Here is a 23,297-nt window from a genome sequence, read left to right as displayed (position 1 = left end):
TCTGGGACGGGCCGGATAATCGCCCCCCTGCGATGACGGGCGGATGGCGCCCTTGGATCGCGCCGAATCCCGCCGATCCCAATACAACCGGAAAGATATACATTTAGCCAGCTACACGCTTCGGGAGACGGGAGCATAATGGATCTATTCATTATGCTCCGTTTCACCGTGTCGTGGTTTCCGATTCTCGCGAACTGGCTGTTATTGGAGTAGACCATGACCTACCAAAACCGCGGCAGCAGGAATCTCTGCACCGATGCGACCAGCGCCTTTCGCAAGCTGCTGACCAAAACCGGCCGCCCGCCCAGCCTTGACGAGGTGGCGGCGGCGCTCGAGATCCCGCCCGAAACCCTGGCTTCCGTCTTTCGCGACGAGGCGCATCTGATGGAGATGGCGATCGAAAGCGCGCTGCTGCGCCTGCACGACCGCTGCATCCGGGCGACGACGGTGATCGACGGCGCCGACCCGATGGCGCAGCTCAAGGCCCTGGCCGACGCCTATATCGACTGGGCCATCGACCATCCCGGCGTGTTCCTGGCCCTGCATTCGCCGACGCTGGGCGCGCTGCGAAAGAACGCCCGCGTCACCCGCTTCGAGCAGGCGGTGATCGCGCTGATGCAGCGGCTGATCGCCCGCGCGCAGCAGGACGGCCTGCTGGCCGGGCGGGACGATCCGGGGATGCTTGCGGAACTGATCCGCTCGTTCATCTGCGGCGCGCTGCACAAGGCGATGCTGGAACGGCTGCCGGGGGAAAAGCCCGGTCCGGGGGATCTGGCCGAGATGCGCGAAAACCTGCGGCTGCTTCTGCAGCGGCTGACCGCCTAGCCCGACAATCGACGCGCCGGGCGCGATCTAGGGCAGCCGCGCCTGGATCAGGCGCCACCAAGCCTCGATGCTGGGCTCCTGCAGCAGTCCCCGCGCGCCAAGCGTGATGCCCGCCTGCTTCAGCTCCCCCACCAGCGTCATCACGGAAAGCGAATCCAGGCCCGGAAACAGCAGGTTCTCGTCGGCCGGGCTTGGCGCGGTCGAGGAGCCCGAGGGCTGCTATTTCGACTACCTGGGCCGACTGGGCCCCGACCCGGCCGAGGCGGCGGACCGCGGCTGGTGGCGCGCGCGGCTGCGCGACCTACTGCCCCCGCCATCCCTGCCGCTGAGCGACGCGGCGCCGGCGCCGGAAAGCACCCGGCTTTCGGTCCTGCTTTCGCCGGCGCAGGCCGCGGCGCTGCGGGGCCTGGCGCGGGAACTGCCGGTCACGCGAACCTCGCTTTACCTGGCAGTCTTTGCCGCCGTTCTGGCGCGGGCGACGGGCGACCGGGCCTTTCGCCTGACGCTGCCGGGCTTTTTCCGCACCCTGGTGATGCGCGACGCCTCGCGGCTGGTCGGGGATTGCACCAATATCCTGCCGCTCGGCCTGCGGGTGGGACCGGGGGCCACGCTGGCCGGGCTGGCGCGCGAGACGGGGCGCGAGATCGCCGAGGCGCTGTCGCACCAGGCCTGCCCCGGCGTCGCCGTGCTGCGCGAGATGTCGCGTGGCGGGCAGGGCGTGGACTCCGCGCCGGTGGTCTTTACCAGCGGGCTCGACTTGGACGGGGCGCAGCGCCAGCTGCTCAGCCCCCGCGTCGGCCGGCTGTTCGGGCGGGCTGGTCTGGAGCGTCTCGCAGGCGCCGCAGGTGGCGCTGGACGTGCAGGTGGCCGCGCTGGCCGAAGGCGTGCTGCTGAACTGGGATCTGCGGCTTGACGCGCTGCCCGAGGATTGGGTCCGCGCCGGTTTCGATGCCTGCCACGCGGCGCTGCGCCGGCTGGCCGATGCGCCCGCCCTGGCGGCGGCGCCGCTGTCGGACTGGCTGCCGGCGCCGACGCGGATGCGGCGGCTGGGCGACCTGCAAAAGGCCTATCTGCTGGGCCGCGAGGGCGAAGTGCCCCTGGGCCGCACCGCCATGCAGGAATATCGCTGCTATCGCGGCCTGCTGGATGCCGGGGCCCTGGCGATCCGGGCCAGGGCGCTGATCGCCCGGCACGAGGCGCGGCGCAGCGGGCTCGACCCCGCCCATTCCGCGCTGCGCGTGCTGGACACGGCCGAGGCCCGGCTCTCGGCCCTGCGGGACGAATTCGCCCACGCGCCGCTGCCGCTGGACGGGCTGCTGTGCCGGCTGGTGCTGGTGGACATGCCGCAGGCGGATGACCAAGCGCTGCTGGTCAAGATGGACGCGCTGGAAGCATGCCCCCCGGTCTCGCGGGGGCATGCGGCATTGTCCCGCTCGCCGGCGGCGGCCTATTACCTTTACACCTCGGGCACTACCGGGCGGCCGAAATGCGTGGTGCTGAACAATCGCGCCACCGCCAACGTCGTCGGCCATACGCTGGACGCCTGGGGGATCGGCGCCAAGGACGTGGTGATCTCGGTCACGCCGCTGCATCACGACATGTCGGTCTTCGACCTGTCCGGCACGCTGGCCGCCGGCGCGCGGTTGGTCATGCCGTCGCCGGCCGAGGAAAAGGACGCGGTCGCCTGGAACCGCCTGGTGCGCGACCATGGCGTGACCGTCTGGTGCTCGGTTCCCGCCATCGTCGAGATGCTGCTGGCCTGCGCGCCCCAGGACGGGCTCGGCTCGCTGCGGCTGGTGGCGCGGGGCGGCGACTACATCAAGCCCGCGGTGATCGACCGGCTGCGCCGGCTGCGGCCCGGCATCGCCCTGTGGTCGCTGGGCGGCCCGACCGAGACCACGATCTGGAGCGTCTGGCACCGGATCGGCCCCGAGGACGACCGCATCATCCCCTATGGCCGCGCCTTGCCCGGCAACCGCTACCTGCTGCTGAACCCGCAGGGCGAGCCCTGCCCCCAGGGCGTGGCCGGCCGCATCCACACCACCGGCGTGAACCTGGCCCTGGGCTATCTGCGCGACGGCGCGCTGGAACAGACCGACTTCACCGAGGTCGAGGACACCCGCGCCTTTCGCAGCGGCGACCTGGGTCGGCTGCGCGGCGACGGCACGATCCTGATCGACAGCCGGGTGAACGGCTATGTCAAGGTGCGCGGCGTGCCCATCTCGTTGGCGGATGTCGAGGCCGAGCTGGCCGCCCATCCCGCCGTCGCGCAGGCGCTGGTCGTGGACCTGCCCGACGCGCGGGACGAGACGGTGCTGGCCGCGCTGATCGCCGGCCGCGCCCTGCCCGAGCCGCGCGCTGCGCGCCTTCCTGCGAAAGCGACTGCCGCAATCGCATCTGCCCGACCGCATCCTTGCGGTCCCGGCGCTGCCGCTGTCGGCCACTGGCAAGCCCCACCGCCGCCGCGCGCGCCAGATCGCAGCCGAGCCCGGCCCCGAGCCCGCCGCGCCGCGCCGGACACCGGGCGACGCGCCCGCGGACGCGGACGAACTGGCGGGCCTGATCCTTGACGCCTTCCGCGAGGCGCTCGGCGCGCCGGGGATGGGGCCCGAGGACGATTTCTTCAACCATGGCGGGCATTCGCTGGTCGCGACCCGCATCATCGGCAAGTTGCAGGCCGAATACGGCATCATCCTGCGCTTCATCGACATCTTCCGCCATCCGACCGCCCGTGCGCTGACGAATGTCGCCACCCGCAGCGCGCCAGCCGCACCGCCGCCCGCAGCCGGCGAGGACGCCGCCAAGGCCCAGGCGGCGCCCCTGTCCTTGGCCCAGCAATCGCTGCGGAAGGCCTATGCCGCCTTCGGCCATGGCGGCATCTTCAACCTGCCTTTCGCCTTGCGTTTCCCGACACCGGTGGACGAGACGGTCTTCGGTCTGGCTTTCGGCGACCTGATCCGCCGCCATCCCGTCCTGCGCAGCCATTTCCGCGAACGGGACGGCCAGCCGCTGCAAGAGGTGGTCCCGGTCGAGCGGCTGGGCGACGACCGCGGGTTCTGGACCAGCGCCGAGGCCGGCGATGCCAGCCGCCGGACCGAGGCCGGCCATGTCTTCGACCTTGCCCGCGAATTGCCGCTGCGGCTGCGCTTCTTCCGCGAGGGGGACGAGCAGGTGCTGTCCATGCTGTTCCACCATGTCGTGCTGGACGAATGGTCGCTGAGCCTGCTGATGGACCAGCTTGGTCACGCCTATCGCCGGCGGGCGGCGGGGCTGGCGCCGGAATGGCCCGACCAGCCGCCGGGCTTCCACCGCTTCGCCACCGCGCAAAGGGCGGCGCAGGCGGACCGCGCGCATCTGGACCATTGGCTGGATCACCTGCGCGGCGCGCCCCGCGCCCGGCCGATCCTGGGCGATGCGCCGGGCGGACGGGATCCGCAGGGCGGCTGGACCCGGATCGACCTGCCGGCCGAAATCGCGCGCGGGCTCTATGCCACGGCGCGGCGAAACACGGCTTCGCTCTTCGCCACCGCCTATGCGGCGATCGGCGTGGCGCTGGGGCGCCTGGGCGGCATCGGCGACCTGGTAATCGGCACCTCAGCCTCGGGGCGCAACGATCCGGCTTGGTTCGATACCGTGGGCTATTTCACCACCATGACCGCGCATCGCCTGGCTTTGGGGGCGCAGGACACGCCCGCCGCGCTGATCGCGCAGGTGCGCGACCGCGTAGCCCGGTCGCTGCCGCACTCCGAGATTCCGCTGGATCAGGTGGCCGAAGCGCTGACCGGCAATCCCGTCACCCGGCTGGACGAGATGTTCGAAGTCTTCATCCAGATCCACGCCCGGAACCGGATGAACGGCGCCATCGCGCTGATGGACGGCAGCCGCGTCGAATACCGGCAGATCGACCCGGACAAGGCCGAGACGCTTCTTGGCCTGCAATTCGAGATCGTCGAGGACGTGGCGGGCGAGACCGCCGGTCTGCGCATCATGATAAGCCATCGCGCCGACCGCTACGGCCCGGCCAAGATCCGGCAGATCACCGCGGCGGTCCAGGCGATGCTGGCCCACTTTGCGCAACCCCAGGACGATCAGCCGCTGGCCGCCGGCCTGGCAGACCCCAGTGGCGCGGCCAGCGCCCCGCCGGCATGGGCCTCGCGGGATCGTATAGGGGCCGCGGACCTGCAGCTCGCCCGGCTCGCCGATGGCGGCCTCGCGCCTGTCGGGACGGATGATGCGCAGCTCGTCCCAGGGCGACATCGGCCGGCCCTGGGTGTTCACGATGCGCTCTTCGCTGTCGGTCGGCGCGGTAAAGCGGACCAGCCCCTCGGCCATGCCGAAGACCTGCTGCAGCTGGCAGCCCAACCCGGGCCGGATGCGCCGGGCGCTGGACGGGTTCAGCTTGGCGTCACCGACCTGCAGCAGCCGCAGCGAGCACAGATCCGCCCCCAGCCCGGCCTGCGCATCCAGCCACAGCAGCGCCAGCGGCGGCACCAGTGCGGTCGCCGTGACGCGATGGCGGGCGATCAGGTCGAAGCAGATCCCGGCCTCGGGCTCGGGTGCGATGACCACCGTTCCCCCGGCCATCAGCGTGCCCAGAAAGCCCGGACAAGCCATCGGGAAATTGTGCATCATCGGCAGCACGCACAGATAGCGGGCGTCGCCGTCGAGCCCGCCGGCCGCCACCGCCATGCGGATATCGTAGAGATATTCCATGTGCCGGCGCGGGATCAGCTTGGGCACGTCGGTCGTCCCGCCCGAGATCTGGAAGCAGGCCACGTCCTCGCAATTGAGCCCGGCGGGCAGCGGAACATCGGCGCGAAACAGGCTGTCGAAGGGCGTTGCGCCCCGGCTGTCGCCCAGCACCACCACATGCCGGACCGAAGGGCACCTGGCCTGCACCCGCCGGGCCAGCCCGACCATGTCATGGCCGTCGGGCTCTTGCACCGTCAGGACCGCACGGGCGCCGGTGAAATCGGCGAACTGGCCGATCTCGAGGTCGCGATGGCCGGGCAAGGCCAGCACCAGGACCACCCCAGCCGGCAAAGCGCAAAGAACAGCGTGACGAATTCGGCGCGGTTGGGGAATTGCACCACCACCCGGTGGCCCCTGACCAGCCCCAGCGCCGCAAGCCCGCCCGCCAAGGCCAGCGCATCGCGGTGCAGCCGGTCGTAGCCGATATGGCGCGCCCCGTCGATCAGGGCCATCCGCCCACCCAGCCGCCCGGCCTGCCGGGCCAGAAGGTCGAAGAAAGTCTCGTATCGCCAGATCCCGGCTTGGCGGTAACGGTTTGCAACATCCTGGGGCCAGAATGGGCATCGGGCCTGCCAGTCCAGAGCGTGGTCTGCCACAGCGATCTCCTTTCGCCAATCTGCCGGCGAAGGGCCGAACAGACCTTTCGCAAGAAAGACCGCATCCGCTCAGCCTGGATTCCGACCGTGGCGACTGGCGGAGGACTGAACGCACGGTATCCGAGTTTTTGTCGGATTACCGTCGAGCAACCGCAGATAGGTGTAAAACGGACCTTGGGCGCGGGTTTTGGCGCCCGGATCACGTCTCGGGTTGCGGGGCGGTCCCGATTCCCGCCGCCAGCGCTTCCAAGGGCTTAGCCTGCGCCGCGTTTCGGCGGATTTCAGCTGCCGGCACGGGAATCACATCTGGCAGCCAGCACGCGCCAGCCCGCAGCTTCTCAAGAGGCTTTGGAGATGAATGGACGCAAGACCCCGGCATGGGTCGGCGCGGCCGCCCTGCTGGCATTGGCCATCGCCCCGGCGCTTACCCAGGACGGCCAGGGCGCGACCGAGATGATGCGGCTGGACGAGATCGTCCTGACCGGCGAAAAGCGGGCGCGCAGCGTCAAGCACACCGCCTCTTCCGTGGCGATCCTGACCGCGCGCGACCTTGAGGAGAACGGCGGGCAGGACAGCATCGCCGATGCGGCCACGGGCATCGCCAACGTGACCTATGTCGCCTCGGGCGGACAGGGCGGCGCGCCCACCATCCGCGGCCAGGACAGCGAGGGCCCGCATTCGGGCGCGGTCGCCTTCTTCGGCGGCACTGCGCCGCGGCTGGCCTTCACCCTCGACGGCCATTCCCTAGGCTATAACGAAATCGTCTGGGGCAGTCAGGCACTATGGGACGTAGAATCAATCGAGGTCTTCCACGGCCCGCAGACGGCGACCCAGGGCGCGAACTCGATCGCCGGGGCGATCATCGCCAGGACCAAGGATCCGATCTTCCAGCCCCAGGGCGCCGCGCAGATGGAATACGGCAGCCACAGCCGCCTGATGGCCTCGGGATCCTTGTCCGAGGATCTGGCCGGGCGCATCGCCGTCGATTACTGGGCGCGCGACAACTGCATCGACTATACCAATCCCGCCTTCGCGGTCGGCTCGACCGACCGGGACCATGAATCGCACACCATTCGCGCCAAGCTGCTGTGGCAGCCGCAAGAGATCCCCGGATTCCAGGGCAAGCTGACCTTCTTGCACGGCATGACGAACCGGCCGAACTGGGAGGCCGTGACCGAACCCTATGAGGACCTGGAAAGCGCCACCGCCTCGAACCCCAGCTGGCGGCTGCGCACCAACACCACGATCCTGGACCTGAGCCATGATTTCGGCAACGGCTGGACGCTGTTCAACCAGCTGCAATATTCCGACATCCGGATCAAGCGCTCGACCGAGCCGGTCAACTCGGGCACGGTGGTCCTGGACCAGGACGTGACCTCGAACGAGACGCGCGTAACCTTCGGCACGCCCGAGGACCGGATCAGCGGCGTGACGGGGCTGTTCGTCTCGCACACGGATTCGGACGAGTTGCTGGATTACCGCGGCACCACCCCCTATGACGACCGCAAGGACAGCCTGGGGCTGTTCGCCGAAGCCACCTGGCGGACCGCTGGAACCTGACCGGCGGGCTGCGCTATCAGCGCGACGACATCACCCGGCGCGGCGTGTCGAGCTTTACCCCCAACCTGCTGGACGACGACGAAAGCTTCGACGCCTGGCTGCCCAAGCTGGCGCTGGCCCATGACCTCGACCGGTCGAGCCGCATCGGCGTCATGGTCAGCAAGGGCTACAACCCCGGCGGGGTGACGCTGAACCTGACCAGCGGCGAATACGTGCCCTTCGATGCGGAGATCTCGTGGAACTCCGAGATTTCGGCCGCATCCGGTTGCTCGACGACCGGATCGGGCTGACCGGGAACCTGTCCTGCACCCGGCTGCACGATGCGCAGCGCTATGTCGTGACCAGCCTGCCCGAGAACATCGGCAGCGCGATCACCGTCAATGCCGAGCGCACCAGATCCTATGGCCTGGAACTGGGGATGGACGATCTGCTGCGCGACAACCTGCGGGTCAAGGCGGGGCTGGGCCTGCTGCATGCCGAGATCGGCCGCTTGACCAGCGCGGCGGCGGAATACCAGGGCCACCGCTTCGGCCGCGCGCCCGACTATACGCTTTCGCTGGCGGCCGATTGGGACATCACGCCGCAATGGCGGCTCAGCGGCCAGCTGCGCCATGCCGACGGCTATTATTCCGACGACAACGAGGATCGCGAGACCTGGGTCGACCCCTATACGGTGGCCAATACCCGCCTGACCTGGCAGCCGCGCGAGAACCAGCAGGCATTCGCCTATGTCAGCAACCTGTTCGACGACCGCTCGGTGACCTCTCTGCGGGCCAGCCGCTCGATCGGCGGCTTCGGGGCCACCGTGGTCGAGCCGCGCCAGCTGGGCATCGGCCTGAAGGTGACGTTCTGGTGCAAAGGGTGCCCCGGCAGGGACCGGGCCGCCCTGCCCCAGGGTCGCGCGGCGGCAGGCGGGTCAGGCGCCGTCCAGCCCGCCCAGGCGGCGGATCTCGGCCACGACCTCGGCCACGCCCTCGCCGGTGCGCAGGGAGCAGAAGCGCACCGGGCGCGCGCCGCGTTGCCGGGCCGCGTCGCGCGCCATGCGGTCGCGGTCGCAGCCCACCGCCTCGGCGATGTCGATCTTGTTGACGACCAGCAGGTCCGAGCGCGTGACCCCCGGCCCGCCCTTGCGCGGGATGTCGTCGCCCATGCCGCAGTCGATCTGATAGACCGTCAGGTCCGCCAGTTCCGGCGAGAAGGTGGCCGACAGGTTGTCGCCCCCCGACTCGATCAGGATCACGTCGAGGTCGGGAAAGGCCGCCGTCAGCTCTTCGACGGCGGCAAGGTTGATCGAGCAATCCTCGCGGATCGCCGTATGCGGGCAGCCGCCGGTCTCGACGCCGCGGATGCGCTCCAGCGGCAGGGCCTGCACGCGCATCAGGTATTCGGCATCCTCGCGCGTATAGATGTCGTTGGTGATCGCGGCGACGGACAGGTCTTGCGACAGCGCCCGGCAAAGCGCCTCGGTCAGGCGGGTCTTGCCCGCGCCGACCGGGCCGCCGATGCCGATGCGAAGCGGGCCGTTCGGGCTGGTCATGTGCGATAGATCCTCGGTTGCAGCGTTTCGTGGCGGATGGCGGCCAGGTCGCCGCGCAAGGCGTAGCCGCCCAGCTCGTCCAGCGTCGCGACCTCGGCCTCGGCGGCGATCTCGCGGATCAACGGCATCAGGGCGGCCAGCATGCGCTGGCCCTGGGTCGGGCCGATGGGCACGGACTTGACGCAGGCCGTGACCAGGTTCGAGGCAAAGGCCTGCAGGAAGAGCGCCAGCGTTTCGGCAAGCGGCACCCCCGCACGGGCGGCCGCCATGCCGATGGCGACGGGATAGGGGGCGGGTGGCAGCGCGCCCTCGACGGCCGAGAGGGCGCGGGCGAAGCTTGCCCCCTGCTCGGCCGCCTCGCGGCGACGCTCGGCGCAACCGGACAGCGCCAGGGCAAGCTCGGCCACATCCTCGCCCCGCCAGGCATGGGCCAAGAGGATCGCGTCATTGCGGCCCGCGCCGTGGCGCAGGATGTCGGCGATCCAGTCCTGCACCGCGTCCGGCCCGGTCAGCCAGCCATCGGCGATGGCCTGCTCGATGCCGTGCGAATAGGCAAAGCTGCCCACCGGCCAGGCGGGCGACAGCCAGGCAAACAGCCGTTGCAGCGCGGCAAGCTCAGCCATGGGGGTGGGGGTGGCCATGCGCATGCTGGTGCCCGTGCCCGTCCCCATGTCCATGCCCATGCGAATGGCCCATGACCTGGGCCGGGCCATAGGCGCCGCCTTCGGGGGTAAAGGGGCGCCACGCCTCGGTCACGGTCGCGCCCAGGCCCTGCAGCATGGCGCGCAGGACGTGATCGGCGCGGATGACCAGGTGGAAGGGCTCGATCTGGCAGGGGGTGTGGCGGTTGCCGATATGCCAGGCCAGGCGCGGCAGGTCGCCGGTGACGATCAGCACCGGCTCGGCTGCGGCGACGACCTCGACCGGGCCGGCATCGCTCAGCAGCGCGTCGCCATGGGCCAGCGCGGTGACTTTCGGCAGATCGACCAGCAGGTCGGCGCCCGAGCGGGTGCGCAGCAGCTTGCGGCGCAGGAAGCGGGCATCGTAGTCCAGCTCGACCCGGTCGATGGGCCGGGCGGCAAGCGGCGGGTGAAGGACGGCGGTGGCTTTCATCGTCAGAACAGGAAATAGCGTTGCGTCATGGGCAGGCTTTCGGCGGGCTGGCAGGTCAGCAACTCGCCATCCGCGCGCACCTCGTAGGTTTCGGGGTCGACATGGATCTCGGGGGTGGCGTCGTTCAGCACCATCTGCGCCTTGCCGATGCCGCGCGTGCCGCGCACGGCGACCGTGTCCTTGGCCAGCCCCAGATGGCCCAGCTCGGCATCGCGGCTGACGAAGGTCACGGCGCTGCGTTCGACCGAGCGCCCGAAGGCCCCGAACATGGGCCGCGAATGCACCGGCTGCGGCGTCGGGATCGAGGCGTTGGGATCGCCCATCTGCGCCATGACCACGGTGCCGCCCAGCAGCACCATCTCGGGCTTGACGCCGAAGAAGGCGGGGTTCCACAGCACCAGGTCGGCGCGCTTGCCCGGCTCGACCGAACCGATCTCATGCGCCAATCCATGCGCGATGGCCGGGTTGATGGTGTATTTCGCGACATAGCGGCGGACGCGGAAATTGTCGGCCGGGCCATCGCCCAGCACGCCCCTTTGCACCCGCATCTTGTGGGCGGTCTGCCAGGTGCGGATCAGCACCTCGCCCACCCGGCCCATGGCCTGGCTGTCGGAGGAGATGATCGACATGGCACCAATGTCGTGCAGGATGTCCTCGGCCGCGATGGTCTCGCGCCGGATGCGGGATTCGGCAAAGGCGATGTCTTCCGGGATCGAGCGGTCCAAGTGATGGCAGACCATCAGCATGTCCAGATGCTCTTCCATCGTGTTGACGGTGAAGGGCCGCGTCGGGTTGGTCGAGGACGGGATCACGTTCGCCAGCCCCGCCACTCGGATGATGTCGGGCGCATGGCCGCCGCCCGCGCCCTCGGTATGGAAGGCATGGATGGTGCGGCCGGCGATGGCGGCGATGGTGTCCTCGACAAAACCGCTTTCGTTCAGCGTGTCGGTGTGGATCATCACCTGCACGTCCATGCGGTCGGCGACGGAAAGGCAGCAGTCGATGGCGGCGGGGGTGGTGCCCCAGTCCTCGTGCAGCTTCATCGCGCAGGCGCCGGCGCGGATCTGTTCCTCCAGCGCGGCGGGCAGCGAGGCGTTGCCCTTGCCCGCAAACGCGAGGTTCATCGGGAAGGCGTCCGCGGCTTGCAGCATCCGGCCGATATGCCAGGGCCCCGGCGTGCAGGTGGTGGCCAGCGTACCATGCGCCGGGCCGGTGCCGCCGCCCAGCATGGTGGTGATGCCCGAATGCAGCGCATCGTCGATCTGCTGGGGGCAGATGAAATGGATATGCGCGTCCATGGCGCCGGCGGTCAGGATGCGGCCTTCGCCGGCGATGATCTCGGTCCCCGGCCCGATCAGCACGGTGACGGCGGGCTGGGTATCGGGGTTGCCGGCCTTGCCGATCACCGCGATGCGCCCGTCCCGCAGGCCCACGTCCGCCTTGTAGATGCCGGTCGCATCCACGATCAGCGCGTTGGTGATGACGGTGTCCATCGCGCCCTCGGCGCGGGATTTCTGCGACTGGCCCATGCCGTCGCGGATGACCTTGCCGCCGCCGAACTTGACCTCTTCGCCATAGGTGGTCAGGTCGCGCTCGACCTCGATGACCAGTTCGGTGTCGGCCAGGCGCACGCAGTCGCCGGTGGTGGGGCCATAGATCGCCGCGTAATCGGCGCGGGACAGCGTGGCGGGCATCCTACAGCTCTCCCATGACGGCGGCGCGAAAGCCGAAGACCCGGCGGTCGCCCGCAAAGGGGATCAGGCCCACGTCGCGGGTCTGGCCCGGCTCGAAGCGGATCGCGGTGCCGGCGGCGATGTCGAGGCGCATCCCTCGCGCGGCCTCGCGGTCGAAATCCAGCGCCGGGTTGGTTTCGGCGAAATGGTAATGGCTGCCGACCTGCACCGGGCGGTCGCCGGTATTGGCGACGGTCAGGACCAGGCGGGGGCGGCCGGCGTTCAGCACGATCTCGCCCTCGGCGGGGATGATCTCTCCGGGGATCATCTCAGGCCACCGCCAGCGCAAGGCCCGCCGCGGCGGTCGCAGCGCCCAGCCAGCGCGCCAGCGGCAGGCGCCCCAGCGCGATGCCGATGCCGTGCAGGCCCGCCGTCGCCAGCGCAAAGCCCGCGGCATAGGCGGCCAGCCCCTGCGCCGGGCCTTCGATCCCGTGCGCATGGCCGTGCATCATGCCGAAGACCGCGATCACCGGCAGCACCATGGCCAAGCCCGGCCGCAGGGCCAGCGCGATCGCGGCCCCGATGACGATGGATGAGGCCAGGATCACCGGCTCGACCAGCGGCAGGCCGACCCCCGCCGCACCCAGCGCGCCGCCCGCGACCATCGCCGCCACGAAGGCCAGCGGCAGCGCCCAGATCGCCCGTCCGCCGATGCCGGCCGCCCACAGGCCCACAGCCAGCATGGCCAGCAGGTGATCGGCCCCGCCCATCGGGTGGGACAGGCCCGCCACCAGGGGCGCGCCCCCGCCGTGGCCGGTGTGGGCAAGGGCCGCGGTCGGTGCCAGCAGCAGGGCGGCAAGAAGCTTTTTCATCGCGAAGTCCTTCAGCGGATGGGATGGTGGACCGTCACCAGCTTGGTGCCGTCGGGAAAGGTGGCCTCGACCTGGATCTCGGGGATCATCTCGGGCACGCCTTCCATGCAATCCTCGGCGCGCAGGATCTCGGCGCCCCAGGACATCAGGTCGGCGACCGAGCGGCCGTCGCGGGCACCCTCGACCACGGCGTCGGTGATGATGGCGACGGCCTCGGGGTGGTTCAGCCTGACGCCGCGCGCCATGCGGTTGCGGGCGACGATGGCGGCCATGGCCACCAGCAGCTTGTCCTTTTCGCGGGGTGTCAGGTTCATCTTTCGCCTCACAATTGCCAGACGCGCGGCGGCGGGCCGGCGCGGAAATGCGCGATGAGCGGCACCAGCGCCGCCCGCAGGGCCTGGGCCGAGGGTGCCAGGAACCGCGCCACCAGCAGGCCCGGCAGCGCGCTGACCCCGGCCTCGGCGCCCTGGGGGATCGCCGCGCGGGCCGCGTCCAGCCCATGCTCGGCCCCCGGCGCGGCAAGGATCATGGTGGCGGCGGCGCGCACCCCCGCCAGGGTGGCGGGCCCCGTGGGCATCCCGTCCAGCCGCATCGCCTCGGCATGGATCAGGCGGTCGCCGCGGCGGATGCGCCAATGGTCGCGCAGATGGAACCGGCGCAGCGTTTCCCCATGCGCCGCGCGCCCGAAGACCACGCTTTCGGCGGCCAGCAGCGTCGCGCCCGGCGCCATCTCCACGGTCAGCCGCCGTTCGAGGGCCGAGCCCTCGAACAGGATCGTCTCCTGCGGCAGCCAGTCGATGCGGGCGCCTTCGTCAAGCGTCAGGAGGTTCGACACCTGCCCTGCCCCGCCGGCGCTGCGATAGACGCGCTCGGCCGCCTGCGTCGTCACCGTCAGGCTTTCGCCCCGGCCCGCATGGATGCCAAGCGCCAGCCGGTCGCCGCCGGTGATGCCGCCGGCGGTATTGACCACCACCGCCTCGCAGCGGTTCCGCGGCATCAGGATCTTGAGGCAGCCTTGCTGGTGCAGGCGCCGCAGCCGCCCTTCGGCACGCGACAGCTGCGCCGCGCCGTGGCTGCGCGGCAATGCCTGAACCGAACTGGAGATGTCCAAAGCCATGAGCGGATCCCGATGCGTTGCCCCGACCTCGGCCATGAAACAGGGCGGCGATCAACCGATGGGCAGCCGCCGCCAAGCGGCCGGGGCAAAACGCCCGGCAACCTGCCCGGATATTCGCCACGGCGACGGGTTTTTGGGCAATCGCCGAACGCCTGCCGCCCTTTGGCCGCCGGTGCCGGACCTGGGCCGGGAAAACCGACCGCCCCGGCCCTGCTTCGATCCATTTCTGCCCGTTCGGCAAGCGATCGCCCGCGGAACTGGCTGAAACTTCATCACCGCATGTCGCCCGGCGCCGCGCCGCGGCATGGGATTTGGCGCGGTGCCGCCGATGGCCTCTAGTGCCCCTGAACCCGCTGCCAATGACACAGGGAAGGGAAGACAGGGATGAAGAGGATTATCAGCGCAGCCGCCGCACTGGCCGTTTCGACCGGCCTTGCCAGCACCGCGCAGGCGCAGGCGCAGGAAGGCGAGCCGATCAAGATCGGCGTGCTGCATTCGTTGTCGGGCACGATGGCGATTTCGGAAACCACGCTGAAGGACACCGTCCTGATGATGGTCGAGCGCCAGAACGCCAAGGGCGGCCTTCTGGGCCGCCCGCTGGAGGCGGTGGTGGTCGATCCCGCCTCGGACTGGCCGCTCTTTGCCGAGAAGGCGCGCGAACTGCTGACCGTGTCCGAGGTGGACGTGATCTTCGGCTGCTGGACCTCGGTCTCGCGCAAGTCCGTGCTGCCGGTGCTGGAGGAACTCAACGGGCTGATGTTCTATCCCGTTCAATATGAAGGCGAGGAAAGCTCGAAGAACGTCATCTATACCGGCGCCGCCCCGAACCAGCAGGCGATCCCGGCGGTCGATTACATGACCGAGGAGCTGGGCGTCGAGAAATGGGCGCTGCTCGGGACCGACTACGTCTATCCGCGCACGACGAACAACATCCTCGACGCCTATCTGAAGGGCAAGGGCGTGGCAGAGGGCGACATCTTCGTCAACTACACGCCCTTCGGGCATTCCGACTGGTCCAAGATCGTCGCGGACGTGGTGGCGCTTGGCGCCGACGGCAAGAAGGTCGGCGTGGTCTCGACGATCAACGGCGACGCCAATGTCGGCTTCTACAAGGAGCTTGCCGCGGCGGGCGTCTCGGCCGAGGACATCCCGGTCATCGCCTTCTCGGTCGGCGAGGAAGAGCTTTCGGGGCTGGATACCACGAACCTCGTGGGCCACCTGGCCGCCTGGAACTATTTCCAATCCGCCGACACGCCGGAAAACGCCGCGTTCATCGAGGACTGGCACAAGTTCATCGGCGACGCCAAGCGCGTGACCAACGACCCGATGGAGGCGACGGTGATCGGCTTCAACGCCTGGGTGGCGGCGGTCGAAAAGGCCGGGACCACGGATGTCGATCCGGTGCTGGACGCCATCGTCGGCGTCGAGGTGCCGAACCTGACCGGCGGCACGGCGACGGTCCTGCCCAACCACCACCTGACCAAGCCGGTGCTGATCGGCGAGATCCGCGAGGACGGGCAGTTCGACATCGTCAGCCAGACCGAGCCGGTGCCCGGCGACGCCTGGACCGACTTCCTGCCCGAATCCGCGGTGCTCGAGGCCGACTGGCAGGACAGGAAATGCGGCATGTTCAACACGCAGACCGACAGCTGCGTGCAGATCCAGTCGAATTACTGACAGATTGCGGGGGCGGTTCCGCCGCCCCCTTCCTTGGACGGGAGCGCCCATGACCTGCCGCCTGATCGCCCTTTTGCTGACGCTGCTTCTGGCCCTGCCTGCCGCCGCCAACCCGGCGCTGGAAGCCGTCGTCGCCGACAACCTCGACCAGATCGAAAAGCCCTCGCGCCGCACGGTCGGGCCGCTGGTCGCCGAGATCGCCGCCACCGGCCCCGAGGGGCTGGCGCTGCTGTCGGCCTGGGCGGGCCGCGCGCTTGGCCTGGCCGGCGGGCGGCTGGTGATCGTGGACGGCGACGGCGCCACCGATGCGGTGACGGGACAGCCTGTCGCGGACGCGGAGCCCAGGATGCTGCGGCCCAATTCCGGCGTGCGCGGCGTCATCGAATCGGCGCTGGTCGCGGGCGAGATCGCCAGCCCCGACCGCGCCCGCCGCGCCGCCGCGCTGGCCAGCATCGCCCGCGACGGCACCGCCGCGCATCTGGCCGCCCTGCGCTCGGCCGCGCCCGAGGCCGATCCCGTCCTGGCCGCGCGCCGCGACCGGATCGAAAGGCTGCTGACCATCCGCTTCGATACCGACCCCGCCGCCCGCGTGGCCGCCATCCAGCTGATGGCGGGCGATGTCGGGCTGGATTTCCGCGCCGCGCTGAACCCGCTGCTGGCGACGCGCCGCCTGGCCGCGGCGGAGGAGCCGCAAGCCAATATCGCCCGCGAATTGCGCCCAGGCTCGGATGATTTCCCGCGCGAGGCCGCCGTCGCCCTGCTGACCGCCGAGGGGCTGATCCAGCCGCGCCTGACGCCCGCCGACCAGCGCGCTGCGCTGGCCGCGCATGTCGCCCAGGGCCGCGTGGGCGGCGTTCCCGTCGCAGAACTGTCCGACCCGCAGGCCCGCGACCGCGCCTATGAGGCGCTGGAGGCCGCGGGCGCCGTCCCCCCTGCCGCGACCGAGTCCGAGACCGAGGCGGCGCTGGCCGGCACCCGCTTCTTCGAGGTCTATGCGGAGGCCGACCCCGACGTGACCGACGCCGCCCGCGCTGCGCAAAGGGGCGCGGAATGGCGGCTGGCGGCGATGTCCGGCATCGACCTGGGGCTGGACGCGCTGTCCCTGGCCTCGATCTATTTCCTAGCCGCCATCGGGCTGGCGATCACCTTCGGCGTCATGCGCGTCATCAACATGGCGCATGGCGAATTCATCATGATGGGCGCCTATACCGGCTATGTCACCCAGACCATGATCGCGGATCGCACCCTGTCGCTGGTGGTGGCGCTGCCGCTGGCCTTTGCAGTGACCTTCGCGGCCGGGGTGGCGCTTTACCGGCTGGTGATCCGGCACCTGGCGCATCGCCCGCTGGAGACGCTGCTGGCGACCTTCGGCGTGTCCATCGCGCTGCAACAACTGGCCAAGAACATCTTCGGCACCCAGGCCCGGCCGCTGACCGCGCCGGCATGGCTGGAGGGGGCGATCACCGTGAACGACGTGATCTCGATCTCTTCGATCCGGGTGGCGATCCTGGTGCTTGCGGTGCTGTTCCTGGGGCTGTTCCTGTTCATCATGAAGCGCACCCGGCTGGGGCTCGAGGTGCGCGCGGTCACGCAAAACCCCGGCATGGCCGCCAGCATGGGCATCAACCCCGACCGCATCGCCATGATGACCTTTGGCCTCGGCTCGGGCATCGCCGGGATCGCCGGGGTGGCCATCGGCCTTTTCGCGCAGGTCACGTCCGAGCTGGGCCAGCAATACATCGTGCAAAGCTTCATGACCGTGGTGGTGGGCGGCGTCGGCAATATCTGGGGCACGCTGGCGGGCGCCGGGCTGATCGGGGTGCTGTCGAAGGTGATCGAATCCTTCAACCCCTCGAACACGCTGGCGGCGCAGACCTTCATGATCCTGTTCATCGTGATCTTCATCCAGTTCCGTCCGCGCGGCATCATCCCGCAGCGCGGCCGTGCGGCGGAGGCCTGACATGACTCGGCAACCCCTGATCCTGCGCAACCCCTCGGTGCTGGTCGTCCTGGCGCTGCTGGCCGTCTTTACCCTTGCCGTCACGCTGCTGAGCCAGGCCTACGGCTCGGGCGTCGTGCCGACCTCGACCGTCAAGATCCTGGGCAAGACGCTGTGCCTGGCGCTGGCCGCCCTGGCGATGGACCTGGTCTGGGGCTACCTGGGCATCCTGTCGCTGGGGCAGATGGCCTTCTTCGCGCTTGGCGGCTACATGATCGGGCAATGGCTGATGTATGCCAGGACCGAGGCCATCGTCGCGGCCGCGATGGCCGGCAACCCGATCCCGCCCACCGCGCAGGAACTGCGCGAGGCCGTCGCCAACCAGATCTTCGGCGTCGTCGGCTCGTCCGAGCTGCCCCTGGCCTGGGCCTTCGCCCACAGCCTGACGGCGCAGCTGGTGCTGGTGGTCGCGGTGCCGGGGCTGCTGGCGCTGGCCTTCGGCTGGCTTGCCTTCCGCTCGCGCGTGAACGGGGTCTACCTGTCCATCCTGACCCAGGCGATGACGCTGGCCCTGGCCTTGTGGCTCTTCCAGAACGACAGCGGCTTTCGCGGCAACAACGGGCTGTCGGGCCTGCAGAACATCCCCGGCCTGGACGGCGTCCCGCAGGCCACGCTGTCGGTCTGGTTCCTCTGGGCCTCGGCCGCGGCGCTGGCGCTTTGCTACGTGCTGGCCGCCTGGCTGGTCAGCGGCAAGTTCGGCAGCGTCATCCGCGCCATCCGCGACGACGAGACGCGGGTGCGCTTCCTCGGCTATCCGGTCGAGGGCTTCAAGCTGGTCGTCTTTACCCTGGCCGCGATGATCACCGCCGTCGCCGGCGCGCTCTATTACCCGCAGGCCGGCATCATCAACCCGGCCGAGTTGATGCCCATCGCCTCGATCTACCTGGCGGTCTGGGTGGCGATCGGCGGGCGCGGCCGGCTTTACGGCGCGATGATCGGCGCCATCGCGGTGTCGCTGCTGTCCAGCTGGTTCACCGGCGGCCGCGCGCCCGACCTGCCGCTGCCGGGCTACACGGTCAAATGGGTGGATTGGTGGCAGGTGGCGCTGGGCCTCAGCTTCGTGCTGGTCACGCTGTTCGCGCCCAAGGGCATCGCCGGCATCTTCGACCGGCTGGCGGGCGTGCTGCCGCCGCGCCGGCACGGCCGCGACCTTGGCCCCGGCCAGGGCGCCTTGCAGGAAAAGGAGGCCAAGGCATGAGCGCGCTTCTGGAGGTCGACGGCATCTCGGTCAGCTTCGACGGGTTCCGGGCGATCAACAACCTGTCCTTTGCCATCGGCGCGGCGGAACTGCGCGCGGTGATCGGCCCGAACGGCGCCGGCAAGACCACCTTCATGGACATCGTGACCGGCAAGACCCGGCCCGATTCCGGCGATGTCCGTTTCGGCGAGACCTCGCGCTCGCTCTTGCGGATGAACGAGGCGCAGATCGCCCGCGCCGGTATCGGCCGCAAGTTCCAGCGCCCCACCGTTTTCGAGGACCAGAGCGTCGCCGCCAACCTGACCATGGCGCTGAAAGCCGGCCGCGGCCCCTTTGCGGTGCTGTTCTGGAAACCCTCGGCCGCATCGGTGGCGCGGGTCGCGGAACTGGCGGCCGAAGTCGGGCTGGCCGAACACACCGGCCGCAAGGCGGGCGAGCTGAGCCACGGCCAGAAGCAATGGCTGGAGATCGGCATGCTCCTGGCGCAAGAGCCGCGGCTGCTGCTGGTGGACGAGCCGGCGGCGGGCATGACCCTGGCCGAGCGCGAGCAGACCACCGCGCTTCTGGTGCGGCTGGCGCGGACCCGCGCCGTGGTGGTGGTGGAACACGACATGGATTTCGTGCGCCGGCTCGACTGCAAGGTGACGGTGCTGCACCAGGGCTCGGTCCTGGCCGAGGGCACGCTGGACCACGTGACCCGCAATCCCGACGTGATCGAAGTCTATCTGGGGCGCTGAGAGATGCTGGAAGCCAGGAACCTGACCCTTCACTATGGCGGCAGCCAGATCCTTCACGGCATCGACATCGACGCCCGGCCCGGCGCGGTGGTCTGCGTGATGGGCAACAACGGCGTGGGCAAGACCTCGCTGCTTGCCCTGCTGGCCGGGCGGCATCCGCGTTCGGGCGGCACGATCCGCCTGGACGGGCGCGAGCTGGGCCGCGTCAGCGCGCAGCAGATGGCGCGGATGGGCGTGGGCTACGTCCCGCAGGGCCGGGCGATCTTCCCGATGCTGACCGTTCGCGAGAACATGGAGACCGGATTCGCCTGCCTGCCGCGCGCCGAGCGCCGCATCCCCGACGAGATCTTCGACAGCTTCCCGGTCCTGGCCGAGATGGCGCATCGGCGCGGCGGCGACCTTTCGGGCGGCCAGCAGCAGCAACTGGCCATAGCCCGCGCGCTGATCACCCGGCCGCGCCTTTTGCTGCTGGACGAGCCGACCGAGGGCATCCAGCCCAACATCATCGCCCAGATCGGCCGGGTGATCGCCGCGCTGCGCGACCGCGGCGACATGGCCATCGTGCTGGTCGAGCAGTATTTCGACTTCGCCTGGGATCTGGGCGACGACTTCCTGGTGCTGGAGCGCGGCCGGGCGGTGGCGCAGGGCCCCAAGGCGCGGCTGCGGCGCGAGGACCTGCACGCGCGGCTGGCCGGCCACGCGGCCGCCTGACGGGTCCAGGGTCGCCCGGCCTGTCCATGCGGCGCCATGGGACGGGGTTCGCGGCGACATGCCGGCCCGGTTTTGCAAAGGCGCTCCGGTCCTCTCGCATCAACGCCGGCCGTCCTGTGCAAGACATGCGGTTTCGGGACGCGACAGTCAGGCCGGACCCACCGGCACGGCGTTCCGGCCGGCCGGGAAAGGCGTCGGGACGAGCAGGAATTTCTGGCTGGATTGCGCGATTTGGACTATCATCGTCCCATTGCAACGGGGGCGGCAAAGATGCGTATCCTGGCCCTGACTCTCTCGACAGCAGCGATCGCGCTCGTTTCCGGCTGTGAGGAGGTTCCCACTTCCTCCGCAACCGGCCAGCAGGCGCAGCCGGCCGTTTCCTCGGCCGGGTCAACAGGCGGAACCGGCGGCGGCCGGGCAAATGAATCCGGCGGCGGTGGCTCGAGCGGCGGCAATAGCGGCGGCTCGGGTGGCGGAACCGGCGGCGGCGGTTCAGGCGGCGGCTCGGGTGACGGTTCGGGCGGCGGCGACAGTGACGGTGGCGACAGCGGCGGAGACGGCGGCAGCGGTGGCAGCGGCAACGACGGCGGCGATGACGGCGGAGGGGGCTGGGACTAGCGATGTCGGCCGGGCGACCAGCTAGGTCTCTGCTGCTGGCTGCGGCGGTGTCGCTGGGCCTGACCACCCTGGCCGGGGCCGAAGGCGCCCGCATCGCGCTGGTCGTCGGCAACGGGGACTATCAGCGCGCGCCCCCCTTGGACAATGCCGTGCGCGACGCCCGCGACATCGCCGACATGCTGCGCGGCTTCGGCTTTACCGTGCAGGAATCCCACGACCTCGACCGGACGGGCTTCGAAACCTTCCTGCGCACGGCCTTGCTGAACATTCCCGAGGGATCGGAGCTGGTCTTCTTCTATGCCGGCCATGGCATCCAGATCGGGCGGCGCAACTATCTGCTGCCGACCGACGTGGCCTTCGAAAGCATCTACGACCTGCCGGTGCAGTCCATCACCCTGGACCGGGTGGTCGAGCTGCTGTCGGCCCGCGGCTCGACCCATGTCGCCATGATCGACGCCTGTCGCGAAAACCCCTTTCCGAACCTGCGCCTGGCGGCCAATCTTGATGCGACGCTGTTCGAGACCAAATCCGGCTTCGAGGTCTTCTCGACCCCGATCAATTCGTTGGTCGCCTTTTCGACCTCGCCCGGACAGGTGGCCTATGACGGCGAGGCGGGCGGGAACGGGCCCTATGCCCAGGCCATCCTGGACGCGGCCGGGCAATATTCCGATGAAAACATCCTGACCATGCTGGCCGACGTGCGCCAGCGCGTCTATCAATCGACCAGCGGCCGGCAGGTGCCCTGGGAAAGCTCGACCCTGGTGCAGCCCTTCTACCTGGTCCAGGGCGGGACCGTCGCCGCCCCGCCGTCCGCGGATTCCGCCGTCTCGCAGCCCAACCGCAGCGCCGCGCCCGCGCGGGAACAGGCGGTCGACCTGACCCTGCCCTTCGCGCGCGAACTGCCGCTGGGCGAGCGGCTGGCCGAAGGGATCGGCGGCCCTCTGGGCGATGTCTCGGTGATCGAGGCGCCGCAGCATGGGCAGATCGACCTTGCCGGCGGCGCCCCGACCTATCGCCCGCACCTGGCCGAGACCCCGATGGCCGGCAGGACCGAGCATGTCGTCCGGGACCGCTTCACCCTTGGCATCGGCGGCGCCGAGCCCGGCGTGCTGACGGTCTCGGTCCAGATGCCCGCCCTGGCCTGCGACGTGCAGGCGGGCGATGCGCTGGACCTTCAGGGCGTGGGCCTTTACCGCCTGCCGAACCAGATCGAGCCCCGGCGCGCGCTGGCCGATTGCACGCAGGCCGTGGCCGAAAACCCCGGCGTCCCGCGGTTGCTCTACCAGCTGGGCCGTGCGCAGCAGGCGTCGGGCGACCTGAAAGCGGCCTATGACAGCTTTCGCGCCGCCGCCGCGGCCGGCCATGTCCGCGCCGGCCATGCCGCCGCCATGCTGCTGCTGAGCCCGCGCGTGGACCGCGCCGCGGTGCCGATCCCGCTGGACGAGGCGCAGGGCAACGCGCTGCTGGAGCAGGCCATCGCCAGCGGCGATCCCTTTGCCATGCACAGCCGCGGCCTGCGCCTGCTGCGCAACGGCCCTGCCGAAGCCGACCGCCAGCGCGGCTTCGAGCTGCTGGAGCGCGCCGCAGAGCTTGGCCATACCTATTCCATGAACGAGCTGGGCGCCTATTTCCTGGACCCCGACAGCCGCTGGTTCCGGCCCGAGCGCGGGCTGACCTATCTGCGCGCCTCGGCCGAGCGCAAGGACATCTACGGCTACAACAACCTGGGGCTGGTGGCGCTGCGCGGTCATGGCGACGTGAAGCCCGATCCCGCCGCCGCCCGCGACTGGTTCGAGCGCGCGGCCCAGGGCGGGCATCCCTTTGCGCCCGCGAACCTGGGCCGGATGATCATGCGCGGCCAGCTGGGCAAGCCCGATCCGCGCGCGGCGCTGCGCTGGTATGACATGGGGCTGGCGCGGGGCGACGGCTGGGGCGGTGCCAATGGCGCCGGCATCATCCTGGGGGGCGACGCCCGGCCGCTGGGCCCGGCCGATGCCGCCCTGCGCGCCGCCAAGGCGCTGCACCTGCCCTCTGCCGAGGCGGCCGCCCGCGCGCGCGAGCTGCTGGAGGGGGTCGCCGCCGCCGACCTGGACCGGGCGGCGCAGATGATCCTGAACGAGCTGGGCGAAGCGGTCGCCGTGGACGGGCGGGCCGGGCCCGCCACCATCGCGGCATTGGCGCGGGCGGGCAGCCGCGCGGGGCTGGAAGCCTTGCCGCCCCGCGCCGGCCCGCAGGAGCGGCTGCTGATGGCAGCCCGCGCCTGGTGGACGCAGAACCCGCCCCGCGTCGATCTGTTCTGAGGCGACCGGGAC

Annotated in this window: 21 protein-coding genes and 3 pseudogenes; 14 read left to right on the top strand and 10 right to left on the bottom strand. The window is 70.1% G+C overall.

What is annotated here, in order from left to right; genetic code table 11:
* Positions 1-216: 216 nt before the first annotated feature.
* On the top strand, positions 217-825 hold the full coding sequence (locus IT40_RS12085; protein ID WP_036755167.1) for a TetR/AcrR family transcriptional regulator: 609 nt from the start codon (positions 217-219) through the stop codon (positions 823-825).
* A 27-nt stretch (positions 826-852) separates the two neighbouring features.
* Here IT40_RS12085 and IT40_RS30795 read toward each other — a convergent pair whose 3' ends face one another.
* Entirely contained in the window at positions 853-966 is a 114-nt protein-coding gene (locus tag IT40_RS30795) for a hypothetical protein (RefSeq protein WP_084197070.1), read from the bottom strand.
* On the opposite strand from IT40_RS30795, the gene IT40_RS26770 reads away from it, so the two are divergent.
* From IT40_RS26770 to IT40_RS30790, 3 genes and pseudogenes are all read left to right on the top strand, one after another.
* Positions 932-1,738 (top strand): condensation domain-containing protein, encoded by an 807-nt coding sequence (locus tag IT40_RS26770; protein WP_052095888.1) that lies wholly within the window; start codon positions 932-934, stop codon positions 1,736-1,738. The two genes, IT40_RS30795 and IT40_RS26770, sit on opposite strands and share 35 nt — an antisense overlap.
* A complete protein-coding gene (locus IT40_RS12075) occupies positions 1,671-3,395 on the top strand; it encodes an AMP-binding protein (RefSeq protein WP_036755160.1) in 1,725 nt (574 codons plus the stop codon). Before IT40_RS26770 ends, IT40_RS12075 begins: the two co-directional genes overlap by 68 nt.
* Before the next feature lie 31 nt (positions 3,396-3,426).
* Positions 3,427-4,890 (top strand): annotated as a pseudogene (locus IT40_RS30790) (condensation domain-containing protein); the annotation flags it as partial.
* A gap of 156 nt (positions 4,891-5,046) precedes the next feature.
* Here the strand turns inward: IT40_RS30790 and IT40_RS30785 are convergent.
* Positions 5,047-6,029, bottom strand: a pseudogene (locus IT40_RS30785) (AMP-binding protein); the annotation flags it as partial.
* 498 nt (positions 6,030-6,527) lie between these two features.
* Here IT40_RS30785 and IT40_RS28575 point away from each other — a divergent pair.
* The 3 genes and pseudogenes from IT40_RS28575 to IT40_RS30465 form a co-directional block, all read left to right on the top strand.
* Positions 6,528-7,733 carry a TonB-dependent receptor gene (locus IT40_RS28575; protein WP_052095886.1) on the top strand — a complete coding sequence of 402 codons (1,206 nt, stop codon included), beginning with the start codon at positions 6,528-6,530 and terminating at the stop codon, positions 7,731-7,733.
* Positions 7,712-8,023 carry a TonB-dependent receptor domain-containing protein gene (locus IT40_RS30470; RefSeq protein ID WP_341802583.1) on the top strand — a complete coding sequence of 104 codons (312 nt, stop codon included), beginning with the start codon at positions 7,712-7,714 and terminating at the stop codon, positions 8,021-8,023. Before IT40_RS28575 ends, IT40_RS30470 begins: the two co-directional genes overlap by 22 nt.
* Positions 7,969-8,415, top strand: a pseudogene (locus tag IT40_RS30465) (TonB-dependent receptor domain-containing protein); the annotation flags it as partial. The gene IT40_RS30470 and the pseudogene IT40_RS30465, both read left to right, overlap by 55 nt.
* 234 nt (positions 8,416-8,649) lie before the next feature.
* On the opposite strand, the gene ureG reads toward IT40_RS30465, so the two are convergent.
* From ureG to IT40_RS12025, 8 genes are read right to left on the bottom strand one after another with little or no spacing between them, the layout of a single operon-like run.
* The gene (ureG, locus tag IT40_RS12060; protein WP_036755230.1) at positions 8,650-9,270 is read right to left on the bottom strand and encodes an urease accessory protein UreG; all 621 of its coding nucleotides are present in this window, start codon (positions 9,268-9,270) and stop codon (positions 8,650-8,652) included.
* Positions 9,267-9,911 carry an urease accessory protein UreF gene (locus IT40_RS12055; protein ID WP_420874797.1) on the bottom strand — a complete coding sequence of 215 codons (645 nt, stop codon included), beginning with the start codon at positions 9,909-9,911 and terminating at the stop codon, positions 9,267-9,269. Before IT40_RS12055 ends, ureG begins: the two co-directional genes overlap by 4 nt.
* The gene (locus IT40_RS12050; protein ID WP_036755158.1) at positions 9,886-10,383 is read right to left on the bottom strand and encodes an urease accessory protein UreE; all 498 of its coding nucleotides are present in this window, start codon (positions 10,381-10,383) and stop codon (positions 9,886-9,888) included. The genes IT40_RS12055 and IT40_RS12050 overlap by 26 nt, the downstream gene beginning before the upstream one ends.
* Positions 10,384-10,385: 2 nt before the next feature.
* Positions 10,386-12,077: an urease subunit alpha gene (ureC, locus tag IT40_RS12045; RefSeq protein ID WP_036755156.1), complete on the bottom strand. Its 1,692-nt coding sequence runs from the start codon at positions 12,075-12,077 to the stop codon at positions 10,386-10,388.
* Between the two features lies 1 nt (position 12,078).
* Entirely contained in the window at positions 12,079-12,384 is a 306-nt protein-coding gene (locus tag IT40_RS12040; RefSeq protein WP_036755153.1) for an urease subunit beta, read from the bottom strand.
* A 1-nt stretch (position 12,385) separates the two neighbouring features.
* On the bottom strand, positions 12,386-12,928 hold the full coding sequence (locus IT40_RS12035; RefSeq protein ID WP_036755150.1) for a HupE/UreJ family protein: 543 nt from the start codon (positions 12,926-12,928) through the stop codon (positions 12,386-12,388).
* An 11-nt stretch (positions 12,929-12,939) separates the two neighbouring features.
* Positions 12,940-13,242, bottom strand: a complete 303-nt coding sequence (locus IT40_RS12030; RefSeq protein WP_036755147.1) for an urease subunit gamma — start codon at positions 13,240-13,242, stop codon at positions 12,940-12,942.
* Positions 13,243-13,250: 8 nt separating this feature from the next.
* Complete coding sequence (locus tag IT40_RS12025) at positions 13,251-14,045, bottom strand: urease accessory protein UreD (RefSeq protein ID WP_036755143.1); 795 nt, start codon at positions 14,043-14,045, stop codon at positions 13,251-13,253.
* Between the two features lie 384 nt (positions 14,046-14,429).
* Between IT40_RS12025 and urtA the strand changes: the two genes are divergently transcribed.
* From urtA to IT40_RS11990, 7 genes are all read left to right on the top strand, one after another.
* Positions 14,430-15,722, top strand: a complete 1,293-nt coding sequence (urtA, locus tag IT40_RS12020) for an urea ABC transporter substrate-binding protein (RefSeq protein WP_036755141.1) — start codon at positions 14,430-14,432, stop codon at positions 15,720-15,722.
* A gap of 49 nt (positions 15,723-15,771) precedes the next feature.
* Positions 15,772-17,682 (top strand): urea ABC transporter permease subunit UrtB, encoded by a 1,911-nt coding sequence (gene urtB, locus IT40_RS12015; RefSeq protein WP_036755139.1) that lies wholly within the window; start codon positions 15,772-15,774, stop codon positions 17,680-17,682.
* A gap of 1 nt (position 17,683) precedes the next feature.
* Positions 17,684-18,919: an urea ABC transporter permease subunit UrtC gene (gene urtC / locus IT40_RS12010; protein WP_036755136.1), complete on the top strand. Its 1,236-nt coding sequence runs from the start codon at positions 17,684-17,686 to the stop codon at positions 18,917-18,919.
* Positions 18,916-19,656, top strand: a complete 741-nt coding sequence (gene urtD / locus IT40_RS12005; protein WP_036755135.1) for an urea ABC transporter ATP-binding protein UrtD — start codon at positions 18,916-18,918, stop codon at positions 19,654-19,656. The genes urtC and urtD overlap by 4 nt, the downstream gene beginning before the upstream one ends.
* A gap of 3 nt (positions 19,657-19,659) precedes the next feature.
* Positions 19,660-20,367: an urea ABC transporter ATP-binding subunit UrtE gene (gene urtE / locus IT40_RS12000; RefSeq protein ID WP_036755132.1), complete on the top strand. Its 708-nt coding sequence runs from the start codon at positions 19,660-19,662 to the stop codon at positions 20,365-20,367.
* Between the two features lie 270 nt (positions 20,368-20,637).
* A complete protein-coding gene (locus IT40_RS28565; RefSeq protein WP_147307303.1) occupies positions 20,638-20,985 on the top strand; it encodes a hypothetical protein in 348 nt (115 codons plus the stop codon).
* A 2-nt stretch (positions 20,986-20,987) separates the two neighbouring features.
* Positions 20,988-23,285 carry a caspase family protein gene (locus IT40_RS11990; protein ID WP_084197068.1) on the top strand — a complete coding sequence of 766 codons (2,298 nt, stop codon included), beginning with the start codon at positions 20,988-20,990 and terminating at the stop codon, positions 23,283-23,285.
* Positions 23,286-23,297 lie beyond the last annotated feature (12 nt).

Origin of the sequence: Paracoccus versutus, from assembly GCF_000763885.1 — a bacterium.
In the GTDB taxonomy this organism is placed as follows: domain Bacteria; phylum Pseudomonadota; class Alphaproteobacteria; order Rhodobacterales; family Rhodobacteraceae; genus Paracoccus; species Paracoccus versutus.
This window is presented reverse-complemented; position numbering and strand designations above follow the sequence as displayed.